We start from the raw sequence: 14,826 nt of genomic DNA, 5'->3' as shown, positions 1-14,826 counted from the left end.
TCTCCCCCCGCTTTCTATATTTTCGTTATATCCCTGCTGTAGCCGCCAGGCGGCATGGCCTCTTCAGTCCTCATGATGAGGAATTTTCCGTGAACAAAATCCCGGCCTTGCTGTTACTTATCTTATTGAAATGACTAAAAATACATTCATAAGAGTAATTTTAAAACCAACCCATAAATGCAAAATATACTATTTCATCTATTATTCATAATACGAATGAATTCGGAGCCAGAGCGTGAGTGATAATAATCAGGCAGAAAGACAACCGGCCGATCAACACCTACAGGACAAACCGCAAATTTTCAGAACACTGAGAAATATTGACCTCAATCTGTTGACGATTTTCGAGGCCGTATATGTCCATAAAGGGATCGTCAATGCAGCGAAAATTCTTAACCTGACGCCGTCAGCCATTAGCCAGTCCATTCAAAAATTACGGACTATATTTCCCGATCCGCTGTTTATTCGCAAAGGCCAGGGCGTAACGCCCACGACGTATGCTACGCATCTGCACGAATACATCAGCCAGGGGCTGGAATCTATTCTTGGCGCCCTGGATCTTACGGGCAGCTATGATAAGCAACGCACCATTACAATTGGCACGACGCCTTCGGTCGGCGCGCTAGTGATGCCGATTATTTACCAGGCCATCAGGCCGCGTTATCCTCAGCTTTTGCTGCGCAACATTCCGGTAGACGATGCCGAAAGCCAGCTTAGTCAGTTTCAGACCGATCTCATTATCAATACCCATAGCTATAACAACCGGAGCATTCAGCATCACGTCCTGTTTAGCGATACGCTTGAGATTGTCTGCCGCCAGCATCACCCGTGTCTGGCGAACGCCATTACTGAAGAGAGACTGAACAGCGCGGATCACACCTTTCTGATGCTGGATGGACAACATCTTTCCCTGCTGCGCCAGCGACTGCAGGAGACATTTCCCGATCAGCAAATCAGTTTTAGCAGCTACAATATTTTTACCATTGCCTCGCTGATCGCCAGCAGCGATCTGCTGGGACTGATGCCCACCCGCTTCTACGACTTATTTAGCCGTTGCTGGCCGCTTGAACGCCTTCCCTACGCGCCGGTGAATAGTGAACAGGTCGAGTTCTCGCTGCATTACAATAAACTGAGTCTGCGCGATCCGGTGCTGGAGAACGTCATTGATATCATCCGTGAGGCGTTCTGACAAAAATGTTGCATTCAGGTCACGGAAGATATGGGCAAACAGCACAAAACAACAACTATTTTACATTTTGCCGGGCTGTCAGGCTGCTTTATGGCCCTTATCAATGATATACTGCGTGTCACAAATTCAAAAATAGTTGATAAATACAACTTTCCCTTGAATTGAAACGCTTTCCTTCGTTATTCGCAACTGGAACACGCACGCTATGAGTAAACCCATTGTGATGGAACGCGGTGTAAAATACCGCGATGCCGATAAGATGGCTCTTATCCCGGTTAAAAATGTGGTCACAGAGCGCGACGCTCTACTACGTAAACCGGAATGGATGAAAATAAAACTTCCGGCGGATTCTACCCGTATCCAGGGCATCAAAGCCGCAATGCGCAAAAATGGCCTGCATTCTGTCTGCGAGGAAGCGTCTTGCCCAAACCTGGCTGAATGTTTCAACCACGGTACCGCTACGTTTATGATCCTTGGCGCCATTTGCACTCGCCGCTGTCCGTTCTGTGATGTCGCCCATGGCCGCCCCGTTGCGCCGGATGCGGAAGAGCCGCAGAAACTGGCGCAAACGATCGCCGACATGGCGCTACGCTATGTGGTCATCACCTCTGTCGACCGTGACGATCTGCGTGACGGCGGCGCCCAGCATTTTGCTGACTGCATCACCGCCATCCGCGCCAAAAGCCCGGAGATAAAAATAGAGACCCTGGTGCCAGACTTCCGTGGACGTATGGATCGCGCGCTGGATATCCTTAACGCGACGCCGCCGGATGTGTTTAACCACAACCTGGAAAACGTGCCGCGTATTTACCGCCAGGTTCGTCCGGGCGCCGATTACAACTGGTCGCTAAAATTACTGGAACGCTTCAAAGAAGCGCACCCGGAAATTCCGACAAAATCGGGTCTGATGGTGGGCTTAGGCGAAACCAATGCGGAAATCATTGAGGTTATGCGCGACCTACGCCGTCACGGCGTCACCATGCTGACGCTTGGTCAGTATCTACAGCCAAGCCGCCATCACCTGCCGGTACAGCGTTATGTCAGCCCGGAAGAGTTTGACGAGATGAAAGCGGAAGCTCTGGCGATGGGCTTTACCCATGCCGCCTGTGGCCCCTTTGTACGTTCTTCGTACCATGCTGATCTCCAGGCCAAAGGCATGGAAGTGAAATGATCGTGTAATAGACGCTTACATTTCAGGCAAAAAAAACCGGCAACTTGCCGGTTTTTTTACTCTGCGGAGCAAGCGCGTTGCGCTATTACTCTTTATGCGAGAGTTTTTCAGCCTGAACGCTACCGTCGACGTCTTTCTTAACGCCCGCGTCTTCATCGTTCATTGCTTTCTTGAATCCTTTAATCGCCGTGCCCAGGTCTCCGCCCAGCGTACGTAACTTCTTGGTACCAAACAGCAGAACAACCAGTGCGGCAACCACCAGCAGTTTGGTAATACTAATCTCACCCATAGATACCTTCTTCACTAAAAACAGGCTGCGTAACGCGCCGGATTAACCTGAGAATATTAACGGTCTTTCGACGCGCGCACACAATAGCAATCTGTAACAAGGTGAATCAAGCTTTGCGTAAAAAAACATCATAATAATTGCGGTGGCGCAAATCGTCGTTGCTGCAAAAGAGGAAGTTGCTCCCGCACCTGGTCTATTCGTTCTCTGAATATTTCCGCGACGATCAGCGCCGGACGATCGGCTGCCGCGGCTATCGTTACCCCCAACGGATCGATAATACGACTTTGACCAATATTACGATTACCACACTCCCCGGCCGCAATCATATAGCAGGTGGTATCCAGCGCTCTCGCCGCCAGCAGCGTCGACCACTGCTGCTCTTTCAACGGGCCGCGAACCCAGCCCGTCGGCAGCGCCAATACGTCAGCCCCCTGTAAAGCCAGCGCTAACGCCATGTCCGGAAAGCGCAGGTCATAACAGGTCATAAGCCCCACCTTAACCCCCTCCACGTCCAGCACAGGCGCGATAACGGTTCCGGCATCAATACTTTGGGATTCTTGCATCGAAAACGCATCATAGAGATGCAGCTTCGCGTAACGCGCGACAATGTGACCCGCCCGTAGCGCCACCAGCATATTAACCGCCCGTCCAGGCGTTGACGGGACAAGGATAGTGAATATCGTCGTCATATTATTATGAGCGCTTTCTTCCAGAAGCCGCGTCATAAACGCGCCATCCAGCGGCTGCGCGGCGCGAATCGGCAGGTCAAGGTCGATGTCATCTCGCGCTAATATCCCCTCAGGCAACACCAGAAGCGATACGCCGCGGCCCGCCGCCTGAGCCATTAAAGAAACGCAAACTTGCGCATTCTTTTCCCATACAGAACTCACCACAAACTGCCCGGCTGCAACGAACATATCCCCTCCCACACCTCTGTCAGGACTCGCCAATTATGCGTGTTCGGCGTTACACTCCTCCTGTATAGCAACTAAATAAAGGATTCGGCAGTGTTACAGCTTCTTTTAGCAGTTTTTATCGGCGGTGGAACGGGGAGCGTAGCCCGGTGGATGCTAAGTATGCGTTTTAATCCGCTTCATCAGGCGATTCCCATCGGTACGCTAACAGCAAATTTGCTTGGCGCGTTTATTATCGGCATGGGGTTCGCCTGGTTTAACCGCATGACACATATCGATCCGATGTGGAAAGTGCTCATCACAACCGGCTTTTGCGGCGGCCTGACGACCTTTTCTACTTTTTCTGCCGAAGTGGTATTCTTGCTGCAAGAGGGGCGCTTTGGCTGGGCGCTGCTGAATGTGCTGATTAACCTGTTAGGTTCGTTTGCCATGACGGCGCTGGCATTCTGGCTATTTTCCGCCGCAGCGGCGCGTTAAGCGCAAAAAAAACCCGCCGAAAGGGCGGGTTTTGAAATCTTGCTGTCGGACGTATGCTTACAGAGCAGTTACGTTTGCAGCGGAAGGGCCTTTGGCACCGTTAGTGATTTCGAACTCTACGCGCTGACCTTCAGCCAGAGTTTTAAAACCATTGGTCTGGATTGCAGAGAAGTGTACAAACACGTCTTTGCTGCCATCTTCCGGAGTAATGAAACCGAATCCTTTGGATTCATTAAACCACTTAACGTTACCTTTAATCTTAGACATCAAAATTACCTTTACATGAAAAATAGACACAAATGCTGTGTCGGATACCAGTACAACAATTGTGATGCATTTTGTCCAGTCGAACTTTGCGAAAAAGTGATAAATATCGCGTTAATTTTTAGCTAACCCTGTCTACTTGTTGTTTTTTAAGGCTTTTTAATTCACAACTGAAGCATGCCCTTCCCCGTCAAAACTGGAAACGCATCCAGGCGAAATAGACGTTTCCGTTGTTATACGAGCCCGGAATGTAGGTCATCTGAAAGGTAGCGGGCCCATAGCCTATCGACGCTAAAGGCAACAGCACAGGGATGGGAATATAATTCCAGTTGTCGCGCGCGGTAACGCCTGCGGTAAAGCCCAGTCCCAGACGAAAATTATCGTCTTCCAGCGGTCGCCAGGTTTTTTCCCAGCCATAACCGCCTATGGGTTCCCATTTGTTAAATGAATCTTTAAAGGCCATCATATAGAGGCCATGCCAGTTGCCTTTATCGTCCCAGCGCGACTGACCAAAACCAACGCCCCACGGCCGCTCGTTATAGCGATCCGTTTTCTCTTTATCGTAGGCAAAGCGCGCATGCCAGGTAATGGCGGGGACATACAAATCATAATGCTCAGGCTGTCGCCACGTTTCTGCGACGTTATCGGTAAACGTGTTAAACCACCCTTTATCCGCCGCAGAGACTGAAGGAATAGCCAGCCATGGCATAACAAGGAGAGCAATAATAAGAAAATACTTTCTGATAATCATCACAACAGCCATACCGTTCAAAAATTCGACTGTGATAATAACAACATTAACCTGAATAAAATCTTAACAAACTATAAACAGAGAATAATCTGAGAGAGTATCGGGTTAACGGCGTTTGATTTAGCACTCAGAACCGTCGCGCGCTCCTTAATAAGCTTTCACAAAAAACACAAAACAAAGCACAACAAATAAAACAATAAAATAACAATAAATCAATACTTATAGCGCTACAGAAAATTCGTATAAGCATATTTCATCTTTAGCGATGACATGAAAAAATAACCGCGCCGTGATTTTAATCAGTAAGGCGCCATCCTTTATTCGGTACATTTTTATACCACTTTTGTGGCTCTTATTTTTACTCTGGGTGTCGATAAGACAGGGGAAACAATGCTAACAGTTATAGAACTCCTTATCGGAGTCGTCGTTATTGTGGGTGTAGCGCGCTACATCATTAAGGGATATTCCGCCACTGGCGTTTTATTTGTCGGCGGTCTGGTTCTGCTTATTATCAGCGCGCTGATGGGGCATAAGGTATTACCTGCCAGCGAAACCAGTACCGGCTATACCGCAACAGATATTGTTGAATACATCAAAATTTTGCTTATGAGTCGCGGCGGCGATCTTGGCATGATGATCATGATGCTGTGCGGCTTTGCCGCCTATATGACGCATATCGGCGCGAATGATATGGTCGTGAAGCTGGCGTCGAAACCTTTACAGTACATAAACTCGCCCTACCTGTTGATGATTGCTGCCTATTTTGTCGCCTGCCTGATGTCGCTGGCCGTCTCTTCCGCGACGGGGCTTGGCGTACTGCTCATGGCTACTCTCTTCCCGGTGATGGTCAACGTCGGCATTAGCCGCGGCGCGGCGGCGGCTATTTGCGCCTCTCCGGCCGCCATCATCCTCTCGCCAACGTCTGGCGATGTGGTTTTAGCCGCAAAAGCGGCGGAGATGCCGTTAATCGATTTTGCGTTCAAAACCACGCTGCCGATTTCCATCGCCGCCATTATCGGTATGGCGATTGCGCACTTTTTCTGGCAACGCTATCTGGATAAAAAAGAGAACATTTCACATGAGATGCTGGACGTGGCGGAGATTACCACCACAGCCCCGGCGTTTTATGCCCTTTTACCGTTCACGCCCATTATCGGCGTACTGATTTTTGACGGTAAATGGGGGCCGCAGTTGCACATTATTACCATTCTGGTGATCTGTATGCTGCTGGCCGCCGTGCTGGAATTCGTGCGCGGCTTCAACACGCAAAATGTGTTTTCCGGCCTGGAAGTGGCTTATCGCGGCATGGCGGATGCGTTTGCCGGCGTTGTGATGCTGCTGGTCGCGGCGGGCGTTTTCGCCCAAGGGCTGAGCACCATTGGCTTTATCCAAAGTCTGATCTCGATTGCCACTTCTTTTGGCTCCGCCAGCATTATTCTGATGCTGGTCTTAGTGATTTTAACCATGCTGGCCGCGATGACCACCGGTTCAGGCAATGCGCCTTTTTACGCCTTTGTTGAGATGATCCCTAAACTGGCGCACTCCTCCGGTATCAACCCAGCCTATTTATCCATCCCAATGCTGCAAGCCTCAAACCTGGGGCGCACGATTTCGCCGGTCTCCGGCGTCGTGGTCGCTGTCGCCGGGATGGCTAAAATATCACCGTTTGAAGTGGTGAAGCGCACGTCCGTTCCGGTCATCGTCGGTCTGTTGATCGTCATTATCGCCACGGAAATTATGGTGCCAGGCGCCTCTTCCGCCGTTACTGGCGGCTGATAGCCGGTAAGCCGGGGCGAGGGAAAACATCGCCCCGGCATCTTAAACCAGGCTTAGCCGCCGTGGTAAATACGCTGCGGCCTGCCCACTTTGCCATGAATAATCTCTGCGACAATCAGGTGCCGACTCGCGCAATATTCCAGGTAGCGTCGGGATGTGGTGCGGCTTATCGTTAAGGCCTGCGCGACCGTTTCAGCCGTATGGCGTACGGTTGGATCGGCAAACAGCTTCATCACCGCATTAAGGGTTAAGGCATCAATACCTGTCGGCAAATCCCCTTTCGGTTCGCCGCGCGCATAGGCGTTGAACATTTCATCTATCTGCTTCTGGCTTGCGCTATCCGCGCTCGCCAGCATACGTCTGCGCTGTTGATAGCGGGTCAGCGTCTGCCCCAAACGCTCATAAGCAATAGGTTTGACCAGATAATCAAACGCGCCGCTACGTACCGCTTCCGCTACCGTCTCCATGTCACTGGCGGCGGTCGTAAACACAACGCCGCCGGGATAGCGCGACTGCATTAATTCATGCAGCAGCGTAATCCCCTTCCCATCCGGCAGATAATTATCCAACAGAATTAATCCAGGTTTGAACCGGTCAATCATCATTCTCGCCTGCGCCAGATTGCCCGCCAGCCATATCTGCTTAAAGCCAGGAATATGGCGGATATATTCTGCGTGCATCTCCGCCAGCAGCGTTTCATCCTCAACGATCAATAGGGTTAATGGTTCTGTCATCGTTTTTTTTCACTTTCGGAAGGAATAAAGAAAATAAGGTGCCACAAGGATCATTGTCTTCCAGCGTAATGACCCCGCCACAGCGCCCCACATAACTTGCAATCAGATATAACCCGATACCATGCTCACCGGGTTCGTCGGTGCGGGTACTTACGCCCTGTTCAAAAATCTTTTCCCGCAGCGCTTCAGGAACGCCGCAGCCCTGGTCGGCGACCTCTATTACCACCTCGTCGCCCTCGTCGCTCAGGAAAAGTTCGATGGTATTGTCGCCTTCCGGTGTACGTAAACTCGCCTCAAACGCGTTATCCAGCAGATTCCCGACGATGGCGGCGAACTCCGTGCTATCCAGCCCCTCCGGCAGTTGATGTAGCTGGCTGCCGGGAACAATCACCATCTTGAGCCCCAGTTCACGCGCGCGCTGAACTTTGCCAAACAGCAAACCGGCCACCTGACGATCGGCGAAGGCGCCGCGTAAACTATCAATAAGTTGCTGCTGCGCCTGCGACTCACCCTGCACCATCTCTCTGACCCGATCATACTCTTTCATTTGCAGCAGGCCGTTCAGAGTCGACATCCAGTTCAGGTGCTCATGGCGTAGCGTGCGCAGGCTCTCAACATACTGTTTAATCTGGGTTAGCTGCGCGTTCAACGTCGCGATTTCATCTTTGCTGCGAAAACTAATAATAGCGCCCAGCAGCTCCTCGCCGGAACGGATAGCCTCACGATTGGCGATGACGCTCAGGCCATTGAAGTTGGCCATCACGTCCTGGCGTCTTTCTGCGATCTGGCAGGTAAAAAAGTCTGCCGGATTGACGACTTCCGCGATCAGCTTGCCCAGCCACTGACGCCCCGGCGACGGCAGCCCCAACATTTTTCTCGCACTGCGGTTAATCGCGGTAATATGTCCCTCCGGATCAACGGCGATCAGCCCTTCATAAACCGAGCTAAACAACGCCTCCTGCTGGCGTACCACGCGCGCAATCTGTTTCGGCTCCATGCCCAGCATTTGTCGGCGGATATGCGCGGCGAAAAACCAGGAAAGCAGCATTAATACCACCAGCAACAGGACAAAAACCCCCGCCATCGGTAATAAGAAGTCCAGCCGCCAGGAGTCGATTTTACTGACCAGATAGCCAATTGAAACAACGCCGATCACGTTGCCTTCGTTGTCAAAGATAGGCGTTTTGGCGCGCATCGCCATCCCTATTGAGCCCTTACCGGTAATGAAATAACTTTCTCCTCTTTCCAGCGCGCCGGGTTTCGTAAACTGCATGGGATAGCCGATTTTTTCCGGATTCGGATGGTAAAGCCGGATCGAGTGGCGATCGCCTATCACCACATAGTCAAAATCCGTCCCGCGCTGCAGTTTATTCGCAATTATCGCCAGGCGTTTATAGTCCCGGTTTTTTACGGCAGCGATAATGCTGTCGTTAGAAGCAATAATTTTTGCCTGATTCATCGCCATATCACGAACATGGGACGCCAGATAATCTTCGAAACTGGCAGACAAATATTGTGCTAACGCTGCCACGATGAAAACAGAAACCACCAGAATGAGCAGAAAAATACGTAACGGAAACGCGAGTTGCCGAAAAAAAGGAAACAGCTTTTTATTTTTCTGATAGGACATTAAGGTTCCTTATGGGCATTTCTCTTCAGATTTATCGCAAATGTAATAAAAATGTTTTCAGCATCTTGATGCATATAAAAACCAATCGTTACAGATTCCCCACATTAAATCAATTAAACAACTAAAACCCACCGCCGGAATGGCGATTAAATTAATTAAAAAACTTAAAACCATAAAACACTTAAAAACCATCTAACGCTTTGTGAAATAAATCAAAATTTACCACCAAAATACTCCTTACGATGTATACGTCAGAGAGAAAAATAAATAACTCGTCATAAAAAAACTCCCACTCTGACTGAAAAGAAAAAGTTATCAAGTTGCAACACAGCGCAACATATACAGAAAAGTGGCAACAAGCATATCACCAGGATATTTCTTACTATGTTTGGCAATAATGTATTCACTCGGGTAAAACGCTCTGAAAATAAAAAAATGGCGGAGATCGCTCACTTTCTCAAAGAGAATGATTTAAGCGTCGATACCACTGTAGAAGTGTTTATTACCGTCAGCCGTGATGACCGTCTTATTGCCTGCGGCGGTATTGCCGGAAATATCATTAAATGCGTGGCCATTAGCGAATCAGTACGCGGCGAAGGCTTAGCGTTAACGCTGGCGACGGAATTGATTAATCTCGCCTGGGAGCGGCACTGCACCCATCTTTTTATTTATACCAAAACGGAATACGAAGCGCTGTTTAAACAGTGCAGCTTTTCGACGATAGCCAGCGTCCCTGGCGTAATGGTCTTAATGGAAAATAGCGCGACCCGGTTGAAACGGTATGCGGAATCGCTGGCGACATTGCGTCATGAGGGAAAGAAAATTGGCTGTATTGTGATGAACGCCAATCCTTTCACGCACGGCCATCGCTATCTGATCCAACAGGCGGCGGCACAGTGCGACTGGCTGCATCTGTTCCTGGTCAAAGAAGATACATCACGCTTTCCCTATGAAGACCGACTCGATCTGGTTCTTAAAGGGACCACCGATATCCCGCGCTTAACCGTTCACCGCGGCTCCGAATACATTATTTCTCGGGCGACGTTCCCCTGCTATTTCATTAAAGAGCAGAGCGTCATTAATCACTGTTATACCGAAATCGACCTGAAGATTTTTCGCCAGTATCTGGCGCCCGCGCTTGGCATCACACACCGCTTTGTCGGTACGGAACCGTTTTGCACCGTTACCGCCCAGTACAACCTTGATATGCGTTTCTGGCTGGAGACGCCAACGCTTCCCGCCCCACCCATTACGCTGGTGGAAATAGAGCGGCTTTGCTTCCAGGAGACGCCGATATCCGCCTCCTGGGTACGCAAGCTGCTGGTTAAACACGATCTCACGGCTATCGCGCCGCTGGTTCCCGACGCCACCCTGCGCTATTTGCAGGGCATGGTCGAACGCCATCCGGGCAGCGCGGCAGCCCGTCAAAAGTCCCCCGTATTAGCAACAGGTGAAAAATGAAAATAAACCAGCTAGCCGTCGCAGGCACGCTTGAGTCCGGCGATGTGATGATACGCATTGCGCCGCTCGATACGCAGGATATTGACCTGCAAATCAACAGTAGCGTTGAAAAACAGTTTGGCGAGGCCATTCGCGCCACCATCCTGGAGGTGCTTTCTCGCTACGACGTGCGCGGCGTACAACTGAACGTCGATGATAAAGGCGCTCTGGACTGCATTTTGCGCGCCCGACTGGAAACGCTACTGGCGCGCGCCAGCGGTATTGCCGCTCTGCCCTGGGAGGATCGCCAATGATTTCCGCCTCTCTGCAACAACGTAAAACCCGCACCCGCCGCAGTATGTTATTCGTACCGGGCGCCAACGCGGCGATGGTGAGCAATTCGTTTATCTACCCGGCCGACGCGCTGATGTTCGACCTGGAAGACTCCGTTGCATTACGCGAAAAAGACGCGGCGCGCCGTCTGGTATATCACGCGCTGCAACACCCGCTTTACCGTGACGTCGAAACCATTGTCCGCGTGAATGCGCTGGATTCCGAATGGGGCGTCAACGATCTGGAAGCGGTCGTGCGCGGCGGCGCGGACGTGGTGCGTTTACCGAAAACCGACACCGCGCAGGACGTCATTGATATCGAAAACGAAATTCTGCGCATTGAAAACGCCTGCGGTCGCGAACCGGGCAGTACCGGCCTGTTAGCCGCCGTGGAATCGCCGCTGGGTATTACCCGCGCGGTAGAAATCGCCCACGCCTCTGAACGGTTGATCGGGATTGCGCTGGGCGCGGAAGACTATGTTCGCAACCTGCGCACCGAACGCTCTCCGGAAGGCACCGAACTGCTGTTCGCCCGCTGCGCCATTTTGCAGGCCGCGCGTTCCGCCGGCATTCAGGCCTTCGATACCGTCTATTCCGACGCCAACAACGAAGCCGGTTTCCTGCAAGAAGCCGCCCACATTAAACAGTTGGGCTTTGACGGTAAGTCACTGATCAACCCCCGCCAGATAGAACTGCTGCACAACCTTTATGCGCCGACGCGTAAAGAGGTCGCCCATGCGCGTCTGGTCGTTGAGGCCGCAGAAGCCGCCGCCCGCGAAGGTCTCGGCGTCGTTTCCCTTAACGGCAAGATGGTCGACAGCCCGGTGATTGAACGCGCCCGTCTGGTGCTCTCCCGTGCAGAACTTTCCGGTATTCGCGAAGAATAAGGCAAAAAAATGACGCAGAAAAATGAATCTCAACGCCAGGATCGCGTAGCCGCCTGGAGCCGTCACGCTGAAAGCGAACTGAGCGCTTACCAAAGTGCGGCAAAATTGGATCTACAAGCGCAAAAACCGCGCGACCACAAACTGTGCGCCAGCCTGGAAGAGGCCATCCGCCGTTCCGGTTTACGCGACGGCATGACGGTCTCCTTTCACCACGCGTTTCGCGGCGGCGATCTGACGATTAACCTGGTGATGGAAACCATCGCGAAGATGGGCTTCAAAAATCTGACCCTGGCCTCCAGCTCGCTGAGCGACTGCCACGCGCCGCTGGTTGAACACATTCGTAACGGGGTGGTCAGCCGCATCTACACGTCAGGCCTGCGCGGCCCGCTGGCGGAAGAAATTTCTCGCGGCCTGCTGGCTGAGCCGGTTCAGATTCACTCCCACGGCGGTCGTGTGCATCTGGTACAAAGCGGCGAACTCAATATTGATGTTGCGTTTCTTGGCGTGCCCTCCTGCGATGAATTCGGTAATGCTAACGGTTATACCGGCAAAGCCTGTTGCGGTTCACTGGGCTACGCGATGGTGGATGCCGACAGCGCGAAGCAGGTCGTGATGCTGACGGAGCAACTGCTGCCGTATCCGCATAACCCGGCAAGCATCGCTCAGGATCAGGTTGATCTGATCGTGCAAATCGAAGAAGTCGGTGATGCAAACAAAATCGGCGCTGGCGCGACCCGCATGACCACTAATCCGCGTGAACTGCTGATCGCCCGCAGTGCGGCGGAAGTCATTGCTCACTCCGGCTACTTCAACGAAGGTTTCTCCCTACAAACCGGCACCGGCGGCGCATCGCTGGCGGTCACCCGCTTCCTGGAAGACAAAATGCGTAGCCGCAACATTGTGGCTAATTTCGCGCTGGGCGGTATCACCGCCACCATGGTCGACCTGCATGAAAAGGGCTTAATCCGCAAACTGCTTGACGTTCAGAGCTTCGATCGTAACGCTGCGCAATCTTTGGCCCGCAACCCGAACCATATCGAAATCAGCGCTAACCAGTACGCCAACTGGGGCTCTAAAGGCGCTTCCGTCGACCGTCTGGACGTGGTGGTACTGAGCGCGCTGGAAGTAGACACTCACTTCAATGTTAACGTGCTGACCGGCTCCGACGGCGTTCTACGCGGCGCGTCCGGCGGTCACTGCGATACCGCCGTCGCGGCGGCGCTGTCCATCATCGTCGCGCCGCTGGTACGCGGTCGCATCCCAACGCTGGTTGATAACGTCACCACCTGCGTCACACCGGGCTCCAGCGTCGACATTCTGGTCACCGATCACGGTATCGCCGTCAACCCGGCGCGTCCGGAGCTGGCTGAACGACTGCAAGCAGCGGGAATGAAAGTGGTATCGATTGAGTGGCTGCGCGAACGCGCGCAACTGCTTACCGGTCAGCCCCGCCCTATCGAATTCACCGACCGCGTGATTGCTGTCGTGCGTTATCGCGACGGTTCAGTGATCGATGTGGTGCATCAGGTGAAGGAATAAGCCATGCGCCTGTTTCCTGAACTCGCCACCTGTCACGACGTTTCTATTCCTGAGCTGCTCGCCAGCCGGGATGAGAGACAAGCAAGACAGCGCGCCTGGCTAACGCGTCACGCCACTCCGCTGGTCTCCTTTACCGTGGTGGCGCCAGGCCCGATGAAAGACAGCGCGTTAACCCGCCGGATCTTTAATCACGGCGTGACTGCCCTGCACACGCTGGCAGAAGAGTATGGCTGGACCATCCGGGAGCAGGCTGCACTGGCTTCCGCCAGCGGGCCGGAAGGACTGCTGGCGATTGACGCACCCGCTCAGGCGCTCAAACAGGCGACCATCGCGCTTGAACAGCGTTATCCACTGGGGCGCCTGTGGGATATCGATGTCCTGACGGCGGAAGGCGAAATACTCTCCCGCCGCCATTTCGCGCTTCCCGCTCGCCGCTGTCTGCTGTGCGGGCAAAGCGCGGCTGAATGCGCGCGGGGTAAAACCCACGCGCTGACTGATTTACTGATTCATATGGAGGCGCTGCTGCATGATGCCGATTCCCGCCAACCCGACTAACGCCTCCATTCAGCCTCAGTCGCTGTATGACGCCTGGGCCGATTTGGCCTGGCGCGCCATGCTGACCGAGGTAAATTTATCGCCAAAACCCGGTCTGGTAGACCGACTAAACTGCGGCGCGCACAAAGATATGGCGCTGGCGGATTTTCACCGCAGCGCGGAGGCGATTCGACACTGGCTGCCGCGCTTTATGGAATATGGCGCCAGCTGCACGCGCCTGCCGCCAGAGTCAGTTCTGGCGGGCCTGCGTCCATTGGGGATGGCCTGTGAAGCAGCGATGTTTCGCGCAACGGCGGGCGTCAATACCCATAAAGGCAGCATTTTCTCGCTGGGGTTACTGTGCGCCGCCATTGGCCGCCTGTATCAGCTACGCCAGCCGATCGCTGCAGAAACACTCTGCGCTACCGCCGCCGATTTTTGCCGCGGCCTGACCACGCGCGAACTGCGCCAGAACAACCTACAGCTCACCGCAGGTCAGCGGCTGTATCAGCAACTGGGATTAACCGGCGCGCGCGGCGAAGCGGAAGCGGGCTATCCGCTGGTCATCCGCCACGCGTTACCGCACTACCGCGCATTGCTGGCGCAGGGGCGCGATCCGGAACTGGCGCTGCTTGATACCTTACTGCTGCTGATGTCGCTTAACGGCGATACCAACGTCGCGTCGCGCGGCGGGGCGGACGGTCTGCGCTGGTTACAGCAGCAGGCGGCGGTCTTATTACATCAGGGCGGCATACGGACGCCTGACGATCTCGTTTATCTCCACCGGTTCGATCAGCAATGCATTGAACGCAATCTCAGCCCAGGCGGTAGCGCCGATCTGCTGATCGTGACCTGGTTTTTAGCGCAAATTTCGCAAGTTAATCATTAACACAATTATA

At 52.9% G+C, this 14,826-nt stretch carries 16 protein-coding genes; 10 read left to right on the top strand and 6 right to left on the bottom strand.

Going from position 1 to position 14,826, the window contains the following annotated elements; all coding sequences use genetic code 11:
* The first annotated feature begins 235 nt into the window (after nucleotides 1-235).
* Both J4617_RS20175 and lipA read left to right on the top strand, forming a co-directional pair.
* A complete protein-coding gene (locus tag J4617_RS20175) occupies nucleotides 236-1,189 on the top strand; it encodes a YbeF family transcriptional regulator (protein WP_017465570.1) in 954 nt (317 codons plus the stop codon).
* A gap of 205 nt (nucleotides 1,190-1,394) precedes the next feature.
* Nucleotides 1,395-2,360 (top strand): lipoyl synthase, encoded by a 966-nt coding sequence (gene lipA / locus J4617_RS20170; RefSeq protein ID WP_000042640.1) that lies wholly within the window; start codon nucleotides 1,395-1,397, stop codon nucleotides 2,358-2,360.
* 85 nt (nucleotides 2,361-2,445) lie between these two features.
* Here the strand turns inward: lipA and tatE are convergent, their stop codons facing one another.
* Together tatE and J4617_RS20160 are read right to left on the bottom strand one after the other, a co-directional pair.
* Nucleotides 2,446-2,649 carry a twin-arginine translocase subunit TatE gene (gene tatE / locus J4617_RS20165; RefSeq protein ID WP_000503938.1) on the bottom strand — a complete coding sequence of 68 codons (204 nt, stop codon included), beginning with the start codon at nucleotides 2,647-2,649 and terminating at the stop codon, nucleotides 2,446-2,448.
* Between the two features lie 128 nt (nucleotides 2,650-2,777).
* Nucleotides 2,778-3,566 (bottom strand): deaminated glutathione amidase, encoded by a 789-nt coding sequence (locus J4617_RS20160; protein ID WP_000495791.1) that lies wholly within the window; start codon nucleotides 3,564-3,566, stop codon nucleotides 2,778-2,780.
* Between the two features lie 90 nt (nucleotides 3,567-3,656).
* Between J4617_RS20160 and crcB the strand changes: the two genes are divergently transcribed.
* Nucleotides 3,657-4,040 (top strand): fluoride efflux transporter CrcB, encoded by a 384-nt coding sequence (gene crcB, locus J4617_RS20155; RefSeq protein WP_000939753.1) that lies wholly within the window; start codon nucleotides 3,657-3,659, stop codon nucleotides 4,038-4,040.
* Between the two features lie 57 nt (nucleotides 4,041-4,097).
* On the opposite strand, the gene cspE is transcribed toward crcB, so the two are convergent.
* Nucleotides 4,098-4,307 (bottom strand): transcription antiterminator/RNA stability regulator CspE, encoded by a 210-nt coding sequence (cspE, locus tag J4617_RS20150; protein ID WP_000034826.1) that lies wholly within the window; start codon nucleotides 4,305-4,307, stop codon nucleotides 4,098-4,100.
* A gap of 187 nt (nucleotides 4,308-4,494) precedes the next feature.
* Complete coding sequence (gene pagP, locus J4617_RS20145) at nucleotides 4,495-5,067, bottom strand: lipid IV(A) palmitoyltransferase PagP (RefSeq protein WP_001623090.1); 573 nt, start codon at nucleotides 5,065-5,067, stop codon at nucleotides 4,495-4,497.
* A gap of 378 nt (nucleotides 5,068-5,445) precedes the next feature.
* Between pagP and dcuC the strand changes: the two genes are divergently transcribed.
* Nucleotides 5,446-6,831 carry an anaerobic C4-dicarboxylate transporter DcuC gene (dcuC, locus tag J4617_RS20140; RefSeq protein WP_000958619.1) on the top strand — a complete coding sequence of 462 codons (1,386 nt, stop codon included), beginning with the start codon at nucleotides 5,446-5,448 and terminating at the stop codon, nucleotides 6,829-6,831.
* A gap of 53 nt (nucleotides 6,832-6,884) precedes the next feature.
* On the opposite strand, the gene dpiA is transcribed toward dcuC, so the two are convergent.
* Together dpiA and dpiB are read right to left on the bottom strand one after the other, a co-directional pair.
* Nucleotides 6,885-7,565, bottom strand: coding sequence for a two-component response regulator DpiA (dpiA, locus tag J4617_RS20135; RefSeq protein ID WP_000138779.1), 681 nt, complete (start codon nucleotides 7,563-7,565; stop codon nucleotides 6,885-6,887).
* A complete protein-coding gene (dpiB, locus tag J4617_RS20130) occupies nucleotides 7,534-9,195 on the bottom strand; it encodes a sensor histidine kinase DpiB (RefSeq protein ID WP_017465571.1) in 1,662 nt (553 codons plus the stop codon). The genes dpiA and dpiB overlap by 32 nt, the downstream gene beginning before the upstream one ends.
* Nucleotides 9,196-9,579: 384 nt before the next feature.
* On the opposite strand from dpiB, the gene citC reads away from it, so the two are divergent.
* From citC to citG, 6 genes are read left to right on the top strand one after another with little or no spacing between them, the layout of a single operon-like run.
* On the top strand, nucleotides 9,580-10,656 hold the full coding sequence (gene citC / locus J4617_RS20125) for a [citrate (pro-3S)-lyase] ligase (RefSeq protein WP_000467872.1): 1,077 nt from the start codon (nucleotides 9,580-9,582) through the stop codon (nucleotides 10,654-10,656).
* On the top strand, nucleotides 10,653-10,949 hold the full coding sequence (gene citD / locus J4617_RS20120; protein WP_000700679.1) for a citrate lyase acyl carrier protein: 297 nt from the start codon (nucleotides 10,653-10,655) through the stop codon (nucleotides 10,947-10,949). The genes citC and citD overlap by 4 nt, the downstream gene beginning before the upstream one ends.
* Nucleotides 10,946-11,854 carry a citrate (pro-3S)-lyase subunit beta gene (gene citE, locus J4617_RS20115; protein WP_000622342.1) on the top strand — a complete coding sequence of 303 codons (909 nt, stop codon included), beginning with the start codon at nucleotides 10,946-10,948 and terminating at the stop codon, nucleotides 11,852-11,854. Before citD ends, citE begins: the two co-directional genes overlap by 4 nt.
* A 9-nt stretch (nucleotides 11,855-11,863) precedes the next feature.
* Entirely contained in the window at nucleotides 11,864-13,393 is a 1,530-nt protein-coding gene (gene citF / locus J4617_RS20110; RefSeq protein WP_017465572.1) for a citrate lyase subunit alpha, read from the top strand.
* A gap of 3 nt (nucleotides 13,394-13,396) precedes the next feature.
* Nucleotides 13,397-13,948, top strand: a complete 552-nt coding sequence (citX, locus tag J4617_RS20105; RefSeq protein WP_001236072.1) for a citrate lyase holo-[acyl-carrier protein] synthase — start codon at nucleotides 13,397-13,399, stop codon at nucleotides 13,946-13,948.
* On the top strand, nucleotides 13,920-14,816 hold the full coding sequence (gene citG, locus J4617_RS20100; protein WP_000982655.1) for a triphosphoribosyl-dephospho-CoA synthase CitG: 897 nt from the start codon (nucleotides 13,920-13,922) through the stop codon (nucleotides 14,814-14,816). The genes citX and citG overlap by 29 nt, the downstream gene beginning before the upstream one ends.
* Nucleotides 14,817-14,826 lie beyond the last annotated feature (10 nt).

This window comes from Salmonella sp. 32010601201800023SM (genome assembly GCF_017572235.1).
Taxonomy (GTDB): Bacteria; Pseudomonadota; Gammaproteobacteria; order Enterobacterales; family Enterobacteriaceae; genus Salmonella; species Salmonella enterica.
This window is presented reverse-complemented; position numbering and strand designations above follow the sequence as displayed.